Raw genomic sequence first — 16,331 nt, forward strand, 5'->3', positions numbered from 1 at the left:
CTGGGGAGGGCGGGCTTTGGAGGTATCCATCGTCGCTCCGAGCTCAACTAGGCCAACTACGTATCAGTGAGCGGCTGGGCCTTTGGCGGCGCGTGTGCCGACCCGCAAACGATAACCGGAATCCTATCAGTCCGCTATCGCTTCCGACTCGCCGACCATCGCCGACGGGTCTTTCACCCACAGGTCGCCGAACAGGTCGTCCTGCTGGAGCCGCACCGTGCCGCGGTGCGCCATGAACAGCAGGGCGAGGTACGTCATGAAAGGCCGCCCGCCGGCTCGTTCGATCTCCCCGAACAACACCTCTGTGCGCCCGCGGTCGAAGTGGGTCCGGAGGGCGTTGTCGATCTCCACTATCACCTCCTCGATGTCCTCGTCGTGCGTTCGGTCCGTCGCCTCGCCGGCGGTCGGCTCGCCGTCACGCCGGAACTCGTCGCCGGTGTGGTAATCGAGCGTCTGTGTCCCGCGCGCGTACCCGTGCGGCGACTCCGAGGTGTCGTACTTCCGGGAGTCTTTCCACCACGACCCGCGCTCGGCCTCGCGAAGCTCCCGGACCAACTCGTCTAACGTCTCCGGGGACCCGCGGGTGTTCTTCCGGTCGAGCCGCCGATCCATCTCGGCTTCCAGCTTGTCGACGGGGTCGAACCCGTCGCCGTCGACCGGATCGGCCGCGCCGGACGACATCGCCACCTCCCACGGCTCCGGTTCGGGCTCGTCGTCCTCGCCGTCGTCGTCGGCCAACATCCCGTCGCTTTTCATCCGGAGCAGGACGCTGGCGTAAAATAGCGCGCGCCCGGTCGTCCGGAGGTCGGTCTCGTCGAGTTTCTCTAAGAACGCGTCCGTCACCTGCACGATGTCGATGTCCCACGGCTCGATTTCGCCCTCCTCGGCGAGCTGGACGAGCAGTTCGACGGGCTCGACCTTCTCGTCGTCGCCCTCCGACTCGTCGCTCGCTCCCTCGCCCTCGGCGGCGGGCTCGGCCGGCCCGTCCGTGCCGGGCGAGTCGGGTAGCGCTCCGTCGCGCTCGCTCGTCAGGTCCAGGTCGGGCACACCGCTTCCCGACTCCGGCGGCTCAGTCATCGGCGGTCACCTCCTCGTCGCGCTCGCCGTCGTCGCCGAACTGCATCCCGGTCACCGCAGAGAGGTTGTCGCCCTGCATCGTGACACCGATCGCGCGGTCGGAGCGCTCCAACAGCGCCGAGCGGTGTCCGACGACGACGAACTGCGCGTCCTCGGCCAACTCCTCGATCATCTCGCCGACGCGCTCGGCGTTGACCGCGTCGAGGAACGCGTCGATCTCGTCGAGCGCGTAGAACGGCGCGGGGTTGTGCCGCTGGATGGCGAAGATAAAGGAGAGCGCCGTCAGCGACTTCTCGCCGCCGCTCATCGCGTCGAGCCGCTGGACCGGCTTGTCCGCCGGCTGCGCCTTCATCGTCAGCCCCTCTTCGAACGGGTCCTCGGGGTTCTCCAAGAGGAGCTCGCCGCTGCCGGCAGACAGGCGCGCGAAGATGTCCTCGAACTGGTCGTTGATCGACTCGAACGTCTGCATGAACGTCCGCTTCTTCTCGGCTTCGTACCCCTCGATGCGCTCTTCGATGGCGTCGCGCTCCTCGACGAGCACGTCCCGGCGCTCCTGGAGCGTGTCTAACTTCTCCTCGACCTCGTCGTACTCGTCGATGGCGAGCATGTTGACGGGTTCGAGCGCGTCCATCTCGCCTTCTAACTCCTCGATCCGCGACTCCACCGCGTCGAGGTCCGGAATCTCGTCGGCGTCGTACTCGCCGACCTGCGACTCCAACTCGTCTATCTCCCACGCCAACCGGTCGCGGCGGTCGGTGAGATCCTCCAGATCCGACTCCGCCGCCGACACCTCCGACCGCTGCTCGTCGCGCTCGCGCGTCGCCTCGGTGATCGACTCCCTGAGGTCCTCGCGGTCGGCTTTGAGCTCCGTCAGCTCCTCTTCGAGATCGGCTATCGCCTCGCGTTTCGTCTCTAAGATCGCCTCCCGCTCCTCGATTTCGCTCTCGTAGTCCGCGATCGCTTTCTCGGCCTCCGCCTTCCGATTTTGGGCCGTCTCGACCGTGTCGTGGAGGTCGTCGACCGCGTCTTCGGCGTACCCCTTCTCGAGTTCCCGCTCGTTTTGCCGCCCGTCGAGCGTGTTCATCCGGTCTTCCAGATCCGAAATCTCGGCGCGGATCTCGTCCGCGCGCTCGGAGAGTTCCGGGATCTTCGAGTCGGCGAGCTCCGTCTCGATGTCCGTTATCTCGCCGTCGAGGTCGTCTATCTCCGCGTTCAGCGCGTCGATCTCGTCGTCGAGGTCGGTCATCTCCGTGTCGACCGACTCGCGTTCGTCTTCTAACTCGTCGAGTTCGTCTTCGAGGTCCGCGATCCGCTCTTCTGACGCGGCCAGCTCCTCGTCGGCGCGCTCGATGTCGGCCTCCAGCGAGCGGACCCGCTCCGCGGCGTCGGCCTTCCGGTCGCGAGCGTCGTCGATGTCGGCTTCGAGCGCGTCGATGTCGGACTGGAGGGCCTGCCGATCGTCTTCGAGCCCCGATATCTCGGTCGCGAGGCGCTCCAGTTTCCCGCCGCCGGACTTCGTGAAGGCGTACCGGGAGCCGCCGCCCGACCCGCCGGTCATCGCGCCCGACTTCTCGACGAGATCGCCGTCGAGGGTGACCATCCGGTAGTCGCCCATCAGGTCGCGCGCGGTCGCCATGTCCTCGACGACGAGGGTGGAGCCGAGGACGTACGAGAAGATCCCCTCGTACTCGGCGTCGTAGTCGACGAGGTTGCGCGCGAAGTCGATGACCCCCGGCATCGAGGGCGTCCGCGGGAGGCTCCGATCGTCCATCTCCGTGATCGGGAGGAACGTCGCCCGGCCCGCGTTGCGTCGCTTGAGGTAGTCGATACACGTCGAGCCGACGCCGTCGTCGTCGACGACCACGTTCGCGAGCCGACCGCCAGCCGACGTCTCGCAGGCCTCGGCGTACTCGGCCTCGACGGACCCGAGTTCGCCCACGGCGCCGTGGACGCCGTCGATCCCGCCGTTCTTCACTTCGGTCACCGCGCGCGGCCACGAGGCGTCGCCGCGCTCGTCGGCCGCCGCTTCGAGTTTGGCGTACTCGTTTTGCTTCTCGCGGAGGGTCTCTTCGACCTCCTCCAACCGCTCGCTCGCTTCGGCCTTCTCCGCGAACAGGTCGGCGACCGCGTCCTCTATCGTCTCCTCGTTTTTCCGCGCCTTGTCGAGTTCGCTGTGGAGCTCCGAGAGCCGCGCCTTCTGGTCCGGGATCGACTCGCGGGCCTCCTCCAGGTCGGCGCGCGTCTCGCTCACCGCGTTCGAGCGCCGCCGCGCCTCGTCGAGCAGCCGGTCTTTCTCGCGTTGGAGCTCGTTTTTCTCCTCGCGCAGCGACTCCATCGCCTCCTTCTTCTCCGCGAGGTCGGCTTTCAGTTCGTCGAACTCCGTGTCCGCGCCCTCGATTTCGGCCTCGACGTCGGCGAGTTCGGAGCGTTTCGTCGCGATCTCCGATTTCACCGAGGCCTTCTCGACTTTCACCTCGCGGATCTCGGCTTCGAGCTCCGCTATCGCCTCCTCTTTGCGGTCGATCTGGACGAACGCGTCGCGCCGCTCGGTCTCGGCTTCCGCGACGCGCTCCTCCGCAGCCTCGATCCGATCTTCCAGCCGCGAGATGTCGCCTTTCACCTCCTCGATCTCGGACCGGATCTCGATCTGCTCGTCTTCGCCTTTGGTCTCTATCTCGTGGTTGAGGTCGGCCAACTCCTCTTGGAGGCGCGTGAGCTTCCCCTGTCTGGTGTCGAGTTCGGCGCGGAGGTCCTCCAGTTCGACCTCGGCGTCGTCGATGTCGCCTTCGACGCCCGCGAGCGACTCGCGCTTCTCCTCGAGCTCGGAGGCCTTGAGATAGCCGCGGTACTCGGTCAACTCGTCGCGGTACTCCTGGTACTGGAGGGCGGTCTCGCGCTCGTCGGCGAGTTGGTCGAGCCGGTCCTGCTTTTCGCCGATCCGGAGGTCAGCCTCCTCGATCCGGTCTTCGACCGTCTCTAACTCCTCGTAGGCGGCTTCCTTCTTCTCGTCGAACTCCGCGACGCCCGCGATCTCGTCGATGATCCCCCGTCGCTGGTAGGGGGTCATGTTGATGATCTCGGTCACGTCGCCCTGCATCACGACGTTGTACCCCTCCGGCGTCACGCCGGCGGCCGCGAGCAGGTCTCGCACGTCCGAGAGGTTCACCGACCGCCCGTTGAGGTAGTAGTACGAGTAGTAGTTGTCCTCCGTCTCTTTCACGCGCCGCTTGATCGTTATCTCGGAGACGTCACCGACGTTGTCCGTCCCGGCGGCGGAGACGACCTGCGAGCGATCGAGCGTGCCGTCCGCGTTGGAGAGCACCACCGTCACCGACGCTTCTTTTGGGCCGTCGGACTCTTCGCCGCCGTCGTGGCCGGGGTTGTAGATCAAGTCCGTGAGCTTCTTCGCTCGGATCCCGCGGGTCCGGGCCAGCCCGAGCGCGAAGAGGACGCCGTCGATGATGTTCGACTTTCCGGAGCCGTTCGGCCCGGTCACGACCGTGAAATCGTCGTAAAAAGGGATCCTCGTCGTTCGTCCGAAGCTCTTGAACCCGTCTAACACTACTTCTGTGATGTGCATGTGTCGCGGAGGGTGGACGCTCGCGGATTACGCGACGATGATGTCGCTGTCGGACTCCTCGGTGCCCGCCTCGTCCGCCTCGTCGGCCGACTCGGCCTCGGCCGCTTCTCCTTCGGAAGCGCCGGAGTCCCCGGCCGAGGCGCCCGTCCCGGCCGTCGGGCCGTCGCCGGTTCGCTCGACGACTTCGACGTGGTCGTCGGAGTGCGTGCGGCGCTCGGTGTCGGGCGCCTCGTCGGTCTCGTCGGCCGCTGCCTCCTCCGACGCCGGCGTCGGCTGCTCGGCCGTGACGGACACCTCCTGTGCGTCCTCGACCTGTCGGACGCGCTCTTTCATCTCGACGAGCTCTTCGGTCAGCCCGTTCACCGCCGCCTGTAGCTCCGCGACCTGTCGTTCGAGGTCCTCGACACGGTTACTCATATACACACGTATGCCCACGCGGGCCGTATAAATCTGCGTCAGACATATGTGTCCACATGGCACAGATCGGTCGCGCTCCGAATATAACTGATATTTGATATGTGTCTGTCGATTGTCGGACACGAGGCGAAGGTTCTTGTACTGAGAGTCGGTACCGAACGGGTATGAGCAAGATCACCTTCCGTGCCGACGACGACCTCGTCGAGCGGCTGGAAGCGTGTGACGCCTCGAAAAGCGAGGTGATGCGGGAAGCCCTTCGGACGCACCTCGACGGCGCCGTCGACGAGGATGTCGACGCGTCGGACGAGACGGTCGACGCCGCGCTGGCCGATCGGGTCGACGAACTCATCGCCGAGCGACTCGATGTCGCGTTAGACGAGCGGCTCGGCGATCCGCAGGCGTATTCGGGGACACCTTCGACGGCGTATACGCCCGGAAACGCCGGCGAGATCAACGTAAACGTCACTCTCGACGCTCCGGGCGCCGCGGAGGACGACGCCCGCGTCACACGTGAGACGACGGCGAACGCCGAGCCGACGACGCGTAAGACGCCGACCGATCCGGACGTGCAAACGCCCGAAAACGCCTGCGGCGGATGTGGCGAAAACGTGCCCGGAGACCACGTTTACTGCCCGAATTGCGGCACGAAGCAGTCGCACCGAGCGTTCTGTGAGTGCGGCGACGAGCTCCGAACCGACTGGGCGTTCTGTCCCGGTTGCGGGCGTCGGACCCCCGCCGCCGACGTTTTGAAAGATCGATAACCGACTCTCGACCGCCGTATACGCCCGAATTCCGGCGTTTTCACGCTCTGTCTTACATCCACCGATACTTTTATATTAGTTGCCTCAGTGACTACAACTGCGTAAGACGGTCGTCTTACAGCGGCCGTCCGAGGCGGGGCATCCCCCCGTCGTCGGGCGATTCGTCGGTGTAGGACACACGCGTCGCGTGGTCGCCGTCTTACCGGGGGAATACCAATGGAGCGTGTGACACTACGAATACCGAAACAGCAGATCGACGAAGTCGAACAGATGGTGGAAACGGGCGAGTTCCCGAACCGGAGCGAAGCGATCCGGTCGGCCGTCCGCGACATGCTGAACGAACAGGATGGCGAACGCGACGAGCGCGGCCGCAACCGCAACTGGGCGAAGGTGTAAATTCATGCAAGATCTCGTACAAGACGCCCTCGACAACGCGGAAGCGGAGAAGCGCGACATGGATGTCAGCATGGACGACGACGAGTTCGGCGACCCCCGAATCGTCATCGTCGGTGCCGGCGGCGCCGGCAACAACACCGTCAACCGACTCTACAACATCGGCGTCGACGGCGCCGACACGGTCGCGATCAACACCGACAAACAGCACCTGAAGATGGTCGAAGCCGACACCAAGATCCTCGTGGGCAAGTCGCTCACGCAGGGGCTCGGCGCCGGCGGCGACCCGAAGATGGGCGAGCGCGCCACCGAGATGGCCCAGGGGACGATCAAAGAGGTCCTCGGCGACGCCGACCTCGTCTTCGTCACCGCCGGCATGGGTGGCGGGACCGGCACCGGCGCGGCGCCGGTCGTCTCGAAAATCGCCAAAGAACAGGGCGCCATCGTCGTCGGGATGGTCTCGACGCCGTTCAACGTTGAGCGCGCCCGCACGGTGAAAGCCGAGGAGGGGCTCGAATCCCTCCGGAACGAGGCCGACTCGATCATCGTCCTCGACAACAACCGCCTGCTCGACTACGTCCCGAACCTCCCGATCGGCAAGGCGTTCTCCGTGATGGACCAGATCATCGCGGAGACGGTCAAGGGGATCTCCGAGACGATCACCCAGCCGAGCCTGATCAACTTAGACTACGCCGACATGTCCACCATCATGAACCAGGGCGGCGTGGCCGTGATGTTAGTCGGCGAGACCCAAGACAAGAACAAGACCCAAGAGGTGGTCAACGACGCGATGAACCACCCGCTGTTGGACGTCGACTACCGCGGCGCGAGCGGCGGACTCGTCCACATCACGGGCGGCCCGGACCTCACGCTCAAGGAGGCCGAGGGTATCGCGAACAACATCACCGAACGGCTGGAGGCGAGCGCCAACGTGATCTGGGGCGCCCGCATCCAGGACGAGTACAAGGGGAAGGTCCGCGTCATGGCGATCATGACGGGCGTCCAGAGCGCGCAGGTGCTCGGCCCCTCGACGCAAAAGCAGGCCGACAAGTCCCGTGCGGCCGTCGACAGCGAGGATCTCGGTGACTCGCGTTCGCGGGCGGCTCAGGCGAACGGTAACGGAAACACCGCGATGACGTCGGGCGGCACCGACCAGGGCGCGTGGGAGTCTGACGGCGGCAGCGATCCGACCGAACAGAACAACGGGCTCGACGTCATCCGCTGAGGCGTCGCCCGACTCGGACCGTATCGAATCGATCTGCTGACTGCGGTGTTCGTGCGCTGTTTTTTGCCCGCCGCTCGCGGGTCACACCGCTTTGATCGAATCCAAGAGCCGGCACTTCCGGCAGACGTCGCGGCTCGTCTTCGACCCGCAGCGTTCACACTCGCCGAGGTCGGGAGCGTCGGCGGCGGCCTCGCCGCCCTCGCGGTAGCGCTCGGCGGCCAGCGCGGACAACTCCTCGTAGCCGGCCATGATCGAGTGGCGAGCGCCGGGGTGGTTCTCCTCTAACTCGTGGATCGTCGACTGGATCTCGCCGCGGTACGCCTCCGACGAGTGCGGGCACTCGGCCATATGCGTCGGCAGGTCGCGGACGTGACAGTAGAGGGCGATTTCTTTTTCCGGCACGTCACGCAGCGGCTTGGCGCGCGGGACGAACGCGTCGGTCCCGGCGCGCTCGTCGAAGGGGCCGAGCGAGGCGTCGAAGTGTTTCGCGACCTGTCGGACGTCGCCTTCGAGGAAGTTCATCATCGCCGTCTGGGCCTCGTCGTCGAGGTTGTGGCCGGTGAGCAGTTTGTCGGCGTCGAACTCGGCGGCGTACTTCTCTAAGAGGTCGCGGCGGAACACGCCGCAGTACGCGCAGGCGGCCATGTTCTCCGGGTCGCTCTCGACGACGTCGTCCATCTGCACGTCGAACTCCTCCTCGTAGGAGACGACCTCGTGGCGGAGCGAGAGCTCCTCGGCGAGTTCGATCGTCGCGTCGATGCTCTCGTCGCGGTACCCCTCGATCCCCTCGTGGATCGTCAGGGCGAGCATCTCGACGCGGGGGTCCGTCCCGAACACGTCGTCTAAGATCTGCGTCAGCGCGACGCTGTCTTTGCCACCCGAGAGGCCGATCACCCAGCGGTCGGGATCTTCGGGTGTCGCCTCGGGATCGAGGAGCGAGTCCTCGCGGACGCGGCGCTTCACGCGTTTCTCGACCGACCGGCGGAGATGCGCGCCACAGAGATGCGCGCCGGAGTACGCGGCGTGGTGGATCGCGTCGTCTCCGCACCTGTCACACTCCATCGATGTCGGGTTACAGGCGCGCGCTGATACCGGTTTCGGGCCGCGCTGGGGCGTCTCTCGTGTGGGCTCTTCTCACGGACAACCGCGGGCGCGTTGTCGCCGGTTCCGACACGGGTTTGCCCGCGGGGCCGCCTCCATCTGTCTGTGACCGAGTCTCCGACCGGCGTCGACCGCAACCCCGCCCCCAGGCCGCTCCAGTCGGACCCGCCGGCCGAGAGCCTTCGAACCCGGCTGTTGCGCCACGGGTTCAACCTCCTGCCCGCCTACCGCGGTACCGGCGCCCGCGTCGACCACATCGGTGCAAACTGGCGGTACGTCCGCGTCCGACTCCCCTGTAACTGGCGGACGCGAAACGCCGTCGGCACGACGTTCGGCGGCAGCCTCTACGGCGCGGTCGACCCGGTGTATATGATCATGCTCCGCCGGATCCTCGGCGATCGGTTCACCGTCTGGGACAAGTCGGCCGCGATCGAGTTCATCGAACCCGGCCGGGACACCCTGTACGCGGAGTTCACCCTCGCGGACGACGAAATCGAGACGCTTCGCGAGGACCTCGCCCCCGGCGACTCGGTCGACCGCGAGTACCTCGTGTCGCTGGTCGACGAGACGGGGACGGTCCACGCGGCCTGTGAGAAAACGGTGTACGTCCGGCGGGACGAGTGACGGCGTCCGCCCGACGGCTGCCGGTGTCGACCCGACGACTCTCGCAGACGACCTGACCGACTCAGTCGTCCGCCCGCGCTCGCGCCGCAACGTCCTCGAACTTCGAGACGGAGATGACGAGGCGGTCGTCGCTCGTCGTCGTCACCATCTTCGACTCCGCGAAGGTCGTCCCGTCCGCGCGGAGCCCGGTGCTCGTGCCGGTCCACCGCTCGCCCTCCATGACCGCCGGGATGATGTGGCTCCGGATGTGGTCGACCTCCTCCGTCGGATGGAGCCGCTGCCACCGCTCCCCGACGAGCTCCTCCGGGTCGTAGCCGTACAACGCGCCGTACTCCTCGCCGACGAACTCGAAGGTCCCGTCGGGCGCCACCGTACAGAAGCCGTCTAACGCGACCGAACCCGGCAGGCCGTCCGGGGTTGCCGCTCCCTCGGGGTCCGATCTGAACCCCCCGTCGTCGCCTTCGACCGCGTGTTCGACCCGGCGCAGCAGGGCGGTGTACCCGTCGGCACCGTCCGCTTTCGTCACGTAGTCGCTGACGCCCGCCCGGATCATCTCGGCCGCGATCGTGTCCGGTTCGGTCGCGGAGAACAGCAGAAACGGCAGGTCAGGGCGGCTCTCTCTGGCGTCGGAGAGGAGTTCGATCCCGGTCCGGCCGGGCATGTCGTAGTCGCTGACCACGCAGTCGAACTCCTCGCGCTCGATCCGGTCGAGCGCGGCCGCCGGGTCGGTCTCGACGACCGTCTCACAGTCGATCTGCTCGTCGCGTTCGAGGAACGCCGCGACCAACTCTGCGAGTCCCGGCTCGTCGTCGACACAGAGCACTCGCCGCGGTGCGTCCGTCATACCGGGACTCGAACCGTTCCGGATAAAGCAGTTTCCTCCCGATGCTCAGAACTGATACCGGTCCGTTACGCCGCGAGGCCGGCGACGAGCGTCTCCTCGACGGTCTCGACGAACCGTTCGGGGTGTTCGACGTGCGGCAGCAGCTTGGCTCGGTCGAAGACGACGAGCCGGGAGCCGGCCGCGTCGGCGAGGTCGCGGCCGTCGGACAGCGGGCTCACCTCGGCCTCGCGGCCCCACACGATGGTCGGCGGCGCGTCCATCGCCCCGAACGCCGCCGCGAGGTCGAGGTCGCTGTTGAGGTACCCCGAAATAAACGAGGCGGGCGCGAACCGCGCGTTCTCGACGTGGCCGGTCCGCCACTCGTAGTCGGTCCACTCCTCGCTCGGGTTCGCCGGGTCGTCGTAGCCGTGGTCGGCGTTGAAATACTGGATCGAGGGTCTCGAGGTGAGGACGTTAAATATCGCGTCGCCGACGAGCGGCGCCCGGATCAGCTCTCTGAGCCACGACTTCGGCGGACTCGGTCCGGCGACGGTCGTCGGACAGACGGCGACGAACCCGCGGACGTCGACGCCTCCGGCCGCCGAGTCGCCGGTGTCGACCGCCGCGGCCGCGTACGCCGCCGACAGCGAGGAGGCGACGACGGCGGGCTCGTCGAAGTCGGCGAGGAAGTCCTGCACGAAGTCCTCGTACAGCGCCGCGGAGTAGCGGAGCGGCGGCCGGTCGGAGCGGCCGAACCCCGGCAGGTCGGGCGCGACGACGTGGTAGTCGGCGGCCAACGCGTCGAACACCTCGCGCCACTCGCCGGCGGAGCCGGCGGCGTTGACCCCGTGTAAGAGGACGACGTCCGGGGCGTCCGGGTCGCCGGCCTCGGTGTAGGCCACGTTCATCCCGCGCCAACGGAACGTGCCGTCGTCGCCGTCGAGGGGCGACTCCAACTCCCCTTCGTATCGGAGTCCGGTGTTGAGGGCGGCGAGCGCGCCGACGCCGAGGAGGGCGGTCCCGGCGAGGTTCCTGAGTTTCATAGCAACGTGTTGGTCCGCTGGCGACTTATACCTCGTGGCGCGAGGCGGCCTACTGGTTCCTTCTCACCGCTCGGTCGCCGACTCCGGACGCTCGGCGCCGTCCGCGTCGGCCTCCACGCACTCCGCGATCGGTCCGACGATCTCCGCGGCGACGCTGTACGGATCGGTCTCTCGGCGACGGACCGACGCGGCGAGCGCGTCGATTCCGCCATGCCGGTCGATCTCCGCGGTCGCGAGCGCGCCGACGTCTGAGCGCACCAGCGTCCGGATCTCCTCCGCGTAGCGCCGCTGTTTCGTCGCCTCGATCGCCCCCGACTCGCGGAGGTGGGTCGCGTGGGCGTCGAACGTCTCGATCAGCGAATCGACGCCCTCGCCGGTGTTCGCGACGGTCCGACAGACCTCGGGGCTCCACTCCGCCGCGCCGTCCGCGTCCCCGTCGCTCTCGTCGTCCGGGTGCTCCGGCACCTCGAAGCCGTGGTGGCCGCCGTCGAGCCCCTTCGTCGGCCCCTCGCGCCGGTGGACCATCTCCTCTAACTCGGCGAGGGTTCGCTCTGCGCCGTCCATATCCGCTTTGTTAACGACGAACACGTCGCCGATCTCCAAGATGCCGGCCTTCAGCGTCTGCACGTCGTCGCCCGAGCCGGGTTGGACGAGCACCGCGACGGTGTCGGCGGTGCGGACCACGTCCACTTCGTTCTGTCCGGCGCCGACCGTCTCGATGATGATCGCGTCCTTCCCGAAGGCGTCGAGCGCCTTCACGGCGTCTGCCGTCGCCATCGACAGGCCGCCGAGCTGGCCGCGAGCGCTCATCGACCGGAAGAACACGTCCATGTCGCCGACGTTCGAGGCCATCCGGATCCGGTCGCCGAGGACCGCCCCTCCGGTGTACGGCGACGACGGATCGACCGCCACCACGCCGACGGTGTCGCCCCGGTCGCGGTAGGTTGAGGCGAGTTTGTCCACGAGCGTCGACTTCCCGGCGCCGGGCGCGCCGGTGATCCCGATCACGTCCGCGCCGCCCGTGTGCTCGTGGAGCGCGGCGACGATTCCCCGGTAGCCGGCGGTACGGTTCTCGATGCGGGTGATGACGCGCGCGAGCGCCCGATGGCTCCCGTCGAGGAGGTCGCCGACGAGTTCGGCGTCGTCGTCGCCGAGCGCGGTTGCGTCCGGCCCGTCCATCTACGCTCGCTCCGGCAGGTTGTTCCGGATGAACTCGATCGTCTCCTCCATCGGCGTTCCCGGCCCGAACACCTCGGCGACGCCGAGTTTCTTGAGTTCGGTTTCGTCGTCGTCGGGGATGATCCCGCCGACCAACACGAGGGTGTCCTCGAACGCGTCGTACTCTTTGAGCCCCTCGATCACCTTCGGTACGAGCGTGTTGTGTGCCCCCGAGAGAATGGAGATGCCAAGCACGTCCACGTCCTCTTGGACCGCCGCCTGGACGATCTCGTCTGGCGCGCGGTGGAGCCCGGAGTAGACCACTTCGAACCCGGCGTCCCGAAACGCCCGTGCGATCACGTGTGCTCCCCGATCGTGGCCGTCGAGACCGACCTTCGCGACCAGACAGCGGACGGCTTGTGTCTCCTGTTCGGCGCTCATACCCGACTGTCCGTCGCCTGCCGATTTGATTCTAACGGAAAATCAGGTAGTTTCGGCGACGGGGTCACGCCGGCCGCGCCACCGCCGGCCGCGAGCCGCCTATCCGAACTTTCCGGTGATGTAGTCCTCGACGCGCTGCTCTTCGGGGTCCTCGAAGATCTTCGTCGTGTCGTCGTACTCGACGAGTTGGCCGCCGGTGAGGAACACCGCGGTCCGGTCCGAGATCCGGGCCGCCTGCTGCATGTTGTGCGTGACGATGATGACCGTGTACTCCTCCGCCAGGTCGTCGATGAGGTCCTCGATCTTCGAGGCCGCGACGGGGTCGAGCGCCGAGGTCGGCTCGTCCATCAGGATGACCTCCGGATCGGGTGCGATCGCTCGGGCGATACAGAGCCGCTGCTGCTGTCCGCCGGACAGTTCGAGCCCCGAGGAGTCGAGTTGGTCTTTCACTTCGTCCCACAGCGCGGCGCCTTTCAGCGACTCCTCGACGCGCGCGTCGACGTCGCCGTCGAACCCCTGGATGTTCAGTCCGTACGCGACGTTGTCGCGGATCGACTTCGGGAACGGGTTCGGCTTCTGGAACACCATCCCGATCTTCCGGCGCAGCGCGACCGGGTCCACGTCGCCGTCGTAGACGTTCTTGCCGCCGAACTCGATGCTCCCGTCGACGCGACAGATCTCGATCATGTCGTTCATCCGGTTGATACACCGGAGGAACGTCGACTTCCCACAGCCCGAGGGACCGATAAGCGCGGTCACCCGGTTCTCCGGGATCTCCATCGACACGTCGTCTATCGCCTGGTCGTCGCCGTAGTAGACGTTCAGGTTGTGCGCGGCGACCGCCGTCTCCTGTGATTCGGTCGTTCGGTCGTTCGATCCGGTCTCTACGTCCGTCGTGATGAGCGAGTCGCTCGTCTCTGTGTTACTCATGTTAGTTCCTCTCCGCGCGGTTTCGCAGTAGTATCGCCGTCCCGTTCATACCGACGAGGATGATAAGCAGCGTGATAACGCCGGCGGCGACGACCCCGTACCGGAACTCCGCCTGCGGGAAGTTCGCCCACGCGTAGATCTGCATCGGCATCGCGCTGAACCGGCTGAACAGGCTGCTCGGCGCGCTGAACACCGTCGTCGCCGCGCCGATCATGATGAGCGGCGCGGTCTCGCCGATCGCCCGCCCGAGCGCGAGGATCGTCCCGGTCAGGATGCCGGGAAGCGCCTCCGGGAGGACGACGTTCTTCGTCGTCTGCCACCGGGTCGCGCCCATCGCGTCCGAGCCGCGGCGCAGGTCGTCCGGCACCGACCGGATCGCCTCCTGTGCGGAGATGATCGTGATCGGGAGGATGAGAAGCGACAGCGTCAGCGACGCGGTCACCGCCGTCCCGAACCCGAACCCTAGCAGGTTCGCGAACAGCCCCAGCCCGAGCAGCCCGTAGACGACCGACGGGATGGCGGCCAGGTTCGCGATGTTGATCTGCAGCAGGCGAGTCAGCGAGCCGAGCGGCCCGCTCTCGGGCATGTACTCCTCTAAGAAGACGGAGGTCCCGACGCCGAGGACAAAGGACAGCACCGCGACGAGCGCGATGATGATCACGGAGCCGACGATGGCCGGGTAGAGCCCGGCCTCCTCCGGCGTCCGGGACGGCGCCTCGGTGAGATACGAGGTGTCGAGCCACGGGTCGGGCGCCGGGAAGCCCATCGACTCGACGATCAGCGCTCCGGCGATCACCCCGAGGGCCATGAGGAGCGGGAAGGCGAGGCCGACGAACCCGTCGCCGGACGCCACCACGCGAGAGATGTACACCGCCGTCGGGACGGCGGCGAGGATGACGACGAGCAGGACGGTCTCGCCCGGCAGTCCGGCTCCCGTCGCCAGGAAGCCACTGGCCGCCGCGATGACGAGCGGGACGCCCCCGACGAGTCCGGTGGCGATCCGACCGTTACGGTCGGCGGCAACGAGCGCCCCCGCCGCTGCGACCGGAATCGCGATCGTCCAGAGGTAGATGACGAGGTCGGAGGGGTACGTCTGAACCGCTTCCCGAAGCACCGCCGCGGCGACGACGCCGACGAGTCCGACCGGTACCGCCGCGGTCGTCAGCCGCGACCCCGCCCGCCGCCGACCGATCGCGTACAGCGCGATGGCGGGCACCACGCCGAGCGTGTACGCGAGGAACCACACCAGCGAATCGAACACCAAGAACAGAGTTCCGACCGCGAGCCCGATCGCGACGCCGCCGACGAGCCGACCGACCAGCCCGAAGCCGACCGCGCCGACCCGACCGCGGCTTCCGACGTAGGTGAGGTACGCGGCCGTCGGAGCGACGACGACGAAGAGGTACGCCAGCTGCCAGTTGAGGCGCGGAATCATCCCGACGAGGGCCTCGATGCCGGTAAAGAGCGCGGCGACGACGACTAACCCGCCGCCGAGCGCCGCCAGCGCGCGACGCGTGATCTCCGCGTCGTCTGCGCTGTACAGACAGAATCCGAGGTAGGGGACGACGAGCGTCGCGAAGTACGTCAACAGCCACTCGGGGCTGGCGCTCGCCAGGTCGAAGGCGTCGACCGCGACGTACACGAGCAGGACGCCGAGCGCGACCAACCCGAACACGCTCGCGCCGAACGAGAGGTACTCGAAGATGATCCCGCGAATCCGGCTGACTTCGCCGAAACCGTCCGCGGTCGCGTTCTCTGTCGCCATCAGTACTCCTCCCGGTAGCGTTCCGCGATAATGTCACTGATCACGTTCATTACGAGCGTCACCACGAACAGCGCGAGTCCGAGCGCGAACATCGAGTCGTACGGCGTCGTCCCGCCCGTCAGGTCGCCGCCGGCGATCTGCACCATCGCGACGGTGATCGTCATCCCGGACTGCAAGAGCACGTCGGCGGGGTTGACGAAGGGGATGCCGAAGGCCTGTTGCACCGCCGGCATCCGCGCCTGCGCGCCCATCGCGACGACGACGATCATCGTCTCGCCGATGGCGCGGGAGACGGCGAGAATGTACGAGGAGGCGATCCCGGAGATGGAGGCCGGCACCACGATGCCCGTCGACACCTCGAACTTGGTCGCTCCGAGCCCGTAGCCGGCCTGCCGCAGGTCGTCGGGGACCGCGCTCATCGCGTCCTCCGATATCGACGACACCATCGGAATCGTCATGATGCCGACCATGATCGACGCTGACAGCGCGTTGAAGGTGCTCATCTCGGGGAACAGGGTCGCCTTCAGCGCCGGGGTGACGTACACCAGCGCGAAGTAGCCGTACACCACGGTCGGGATGCCGGCGAGGATCTCTAAGAGGGGTTTCAGGATCGAGCGCGCGTTCGACGTCGCGTACTCGCTGAGGTAGATCGCTGTGAGCGTGCCGGTCGGGAGCGCGATGAACGCCGCCGTAACCGTCACGACGAACGTCCCGATGAGCAGGGGGATGATACCGAACGCCTGCCCGCCGCCGGCCGGGTTCGGGCTCCAGTTGGTCGTCGTCAGGAACTCGGTGATCGGGATAGTCGAGAAGAACACCACCGCGTCCAACAGAAGCGTTACGAAGATCGCGACCGTCGTCAGCAGGGTGACGGCCGCACATACGGCGAACAACCCACCGTAGGTTCCCTCCTTCAGTCGTGTGAGCCCGCCTTGCCGGGACAGGTCGGGACTCTCTGTGCTGTCAGTCACGAACGATGGGGTATCACACGCA

At 66.9% G+C, this 16,331-nt stretch carries 15 protein-coding genes; 4 read left to right on the forward strand and 11 right to left on the reverse strand.

Going from position 1 to position 16,331, the window contains the following annotated elements; translation table 11 throughout:
• Nucleotides 1-126 precede the first annotated feature (126 nt).
• The 3 genes from DOS48_RS15960 to DOS48_RS15970 are packed head-to-tail and all read right to left on the reverse strand — an operon-like array spanning nucleotide 127 to nucleotide 5,074.
• Nucleotides 127-1,077 carry a ScpA family protein gene (locus tag DOS48_RS15960; RefSeq protein ID WP_127116699.1) on the reverse strand — a complete coding sequence of 317 codons (951 nt, stop codon included), beginning with the start codon at nucleotides 1,075-1,077 and terminating at the stop codon, nucleotides 127-129.
• Entirely contained in the window at nucleotides 1,070-4,657 is a 3,588-nt protein-coding gene (gene smc, locus DOS48_RS15965; protein ID WP_127116700.1) for a chromosome segregation protein SMC, read from the reverse strand. The genes DOS48_RS15960 and smc overlap by 8 nt, the downstream gene beginning before the upstream one ends.
• A 27-nt stretch (nucleotides 4,658-4,684) precedes the next feature.
• Nucleotides 4,685-5,074, reverse strand: coding sequence for a bZIP transcription factor (locus tag DOS48_RS15970; protein ID WP_127116701.1), 390 nt, complete (start codon nucleotides 5,072-5,074; stop codon nucleotides 4,685-4,687).
• 164 nt (nucleotides 5,075-5,238) lie between these two features.
• Between DOS48_RS15970 and DOS48_RS15975 the strand changes: the two genes are divergently transcribed.
• The 3 genes from DOS48_RS15975 (at nucleotide 5,239) to ftsZ (ending at nucleotide 7,453) form a co-directional block, all read left to right on the forward strand.
• A complete protein-coding gene (locus DOS48_RS15975; protein ID WP_127116702.1) occupies nucleotides 5,239-5,835 on the forward strand; it encodes a zinc ribbon domain-containing protein in 597 nt (198 codons plus the stop codon).
• Nucleotides 5,836-6,051: 216 nt separating this feature from the next.
• The gene (locus tag DOS48_RS15980; protein WP_004595187.1) at nucleotides 6,052-6,231 is read left to right on the forward strand and encodes a ribbon-helix-helix domain-containing protein; all 180 of its coding nucleotides are present in this window, start codon (nucleotides 6,052-6,054) and stop codon (nucleotides 6,229-6,231) included.
• Nucleotides 6,232-6,235: 4 nt separating this feature from the next.
• On the forward strand, nucleotides 6,236-7,453 hold the full coding sequence (gene ftsZ, locus DOS48_RS15985; protein ID WP_127116703.1) for a cell division protein FtsZ: 1,218 nt from the start codon (nucleotides 6,236-6,238) through the stop codon (nucleotides 7,451-7,453).
• Nucleotides 7,454-7,534: 81 nt separating this feature from the next.
• Here ftsZ and DOS48_RS15990 read toward each other — a convergent pair whose 3' ends face one another.
• Complete coding sequence (locus DOS48_RS15990; protein WP_127116704.1) at nucleotides 7,535-8,515, reverse strand: TIGR00269 family protein; 981 nt, start codon at nucleotides 8,513-8,515, stop codon at nucleotides 7,535-7,537.
• A gap of 144 nt (nucleotides 8,516-8,659) precedes the next feature.
• Between DOS48_RS15990 and DOS48_RS15995 the strand changes: the two genes are divergently transcribed.
• Nucleotides 8,660-9,178 carry a DUF4442 domain-containing protein gene (locus tag DOS48_RS15995; protein WP_127116705.1) on the forward strand — a complete coding sequence of 173 codons (519 nt, stop codon included), beginning with the start codon at nucleotides 8,660-8,662 and terminating at the stop codon, nucleotides 9,176-9,178.
• A gap of 61 nt (nucleotides 9,179-9,239) precedes the next feature.
• Here DOS48_RS15995 and DOS48_RS16000 read toward each other — a convergent pair whose 3' ends face one another.
• From DOS48_RS16000 to pstC, 7 genes are all read right to left on the reverse strand, one after another.
• A complete protein-coding gene (locus tag DOS48_RS16000) occupies nucleotides 9,240-10,022 on the reverse strand; it encodes a response regulator (protein WP_127116706.1) in 783 nt (260 codons plus the stop codon).
• A 65-nt stretch (nucleotides 10,023-10,087) separates the two neighbouring features.
• Entirely contained in the window at nucleotides 10,088-11,044 is a 957-nt protein-coding gene (locus tag DOS48_RS16005) for an alpha/beta fold hydrolase (protein ID WP_127116707.1), read from the reverse strand.
• Between the two features lie 63 nt (nucleotides 11,045-11,107).
• Nucleotides 11,108-12,223, reverse strand: a complete 1,116-nt coding sequence (meaB, locus tag DOS48_RS16010) for a methylmalonyl Co-A mutase-associated GTPase MeaB (RefSeq protein ID WP_127116708.1) — start codon at nucleotides 12,221-12,223, stop codon at nucleotides 11,108-11,110.
• Nucleotides 12,224-12,643 carry a cobalamin B12-binding domain-containing protein gene (locus DOS48_RS16015; RefSeq protein WP_127116709.1) on the reverse strand — a complete coding sequence of 140 codons (420 nt, stop codon included), beginning with the start codon at nucleotides 12,641-12,643 and terminating at the stop codon, nucleotides 12,224-12,226.
• A 99-nt stretch (nucleotides 12,644-12,742) separates the two neighbouring features.
• The gene (gene pstB, locus DOS48_RS16020) at nucleotides 12,743-13,573 is read right to left on the reverse strand and encodes a phosphate ABC transporter ATP-binding protein PstB (protein WP_127116710.1); all 831 of its coding nucleotides are present in this window, start codon (nucleotides 13,571-13,573) and stop codon (nucleotides 12,743-12,745) included.
• 1 nt (nucleotide 13,574) lies between these two features.
• A complete protein-coding gene (pstA, locus tag DOS48_RS16025) occupies nucleotides 13,575-15,338 on the reverse strand; it encodes a phosphate ABC transporter permease PstA (protein WP_127116711.1) in 1,764 nt (587 codons plus the stop codon).
• On the reverse strand, nucleotides 15,338-16,309 hold the full coding sequence (pstC, locus tag DOS48_RS16030) for a phosphate ABC transporter permease subunit PstC (protein ID WP_127116712.1): 972 nt from the start codon (nucleotides 16,307-16,309) through the stop codon (nucleotides 15,338-15,340). The genes pstA and pstC overlap by 1 nt, the downstream gene beginning before the upstream one ends.
• Nucleotides 16,310-16,331: the final 22 nt, after the last annotated feature.

This window comes from Halorubrum sp. PV6 (assembly GCF_003990725.2).
Taxonomy (GTDB): domain Archaea; phylum Halobacteriota; class Halobacteria; order Halobacteriales; family Haloferacaceae; genus Halorubrum.

Bases quoted from the DNA above. Each gene is read 5' to 3' on its own strand.
- DOS48_RS15960 (WP_127116699.1), bottom strand. From the start codon at position 1,077: ATGACTGAGCCGCCGGAGTCGGGAAGCGGTGTGCCCGACCTGGACCTG.
- smc (WP_127116700.1), bottom strand. From the start codon at position 4,657: ATGCACATCACAGAAGTAGTGTTAGACGGGTTCAAGAGCTTCGGACGA.
- DOS48_RS15970 (WP_127116701.1), bottom strand. From the start codon at position 5,074: ATGAGTAACCGTGTCGAGGACCTCGAACGACAGGTCGCGGAGCTACAG.
- DOS48_RS15975 (WP_127116702.1), top strand. From the start codon at position 5,239: ATGAGCAAGATCACCTTCCGTGCCGACGACGACCTCGTCGAGCGGCTG.
- DOS48_RS15980 (WP_004595187.1), top strand. From the start codon at position 6,052: ATGGAGCGTGTGACACTACGAATACCGAAACAGCAGATCGACGAAGTC.
- ftsZ (WP_127116703.1), top strand. From the start codon at position 6,236: ATGCAAGATCTCGTACAAGACGCCCTCGACAACGCGGAAGCGGAGAAG.
- DOS48_RS15990 (WP_127116704.1), bottom strand. From the start codon at position 8,515: ATGGAGTGTGACAGGTGCGGAGACGACGCGATCCACCACGCCGCGTAC.
- DOS48_RS16000 (WP_127116706.1), bottom strand. From the start codon at position 10,022: ATGACGGACGCACCGCGGCGAGTGCTCTGTGTCGACGACGAGCCGGGA.
- DOS48_RS16005 (WP_127116707.1), bottom strand. From the start codon at position 11,044: ATGAAACTCAGGAACCTCGCCGGGACCGCCCTCCTCGGCGTCGGCGCG.
- meaB (WP_127116708.1), bottom strand. From the start codon at position 12,223: ATGGACGGGCCGGACGCAACCGCGCTCGGCGACGACGACGCCGAACTC.
- DOS48_RS16015 (WP_127116709.1), bottom strand. From the start codon at position 12,643: ATGAGCGCCGAACAGGAGACACAAGCCGTCCGCTGTCTGGTCGCGAAG.
- pstB (WP_127116710.1), bottom strand. From the start codon at position 13,573: ATGAGTAACACAGAGACGAGCGACTCGCTCATCACGACGGACGTAGAG.
- pstA (WP_127116711.1), bottom strand. From the start codon at position 15,338: ATGGCGACAGAGAACGCGACCGCGGACGGTTTCGGCGAAGTCAGCCGG.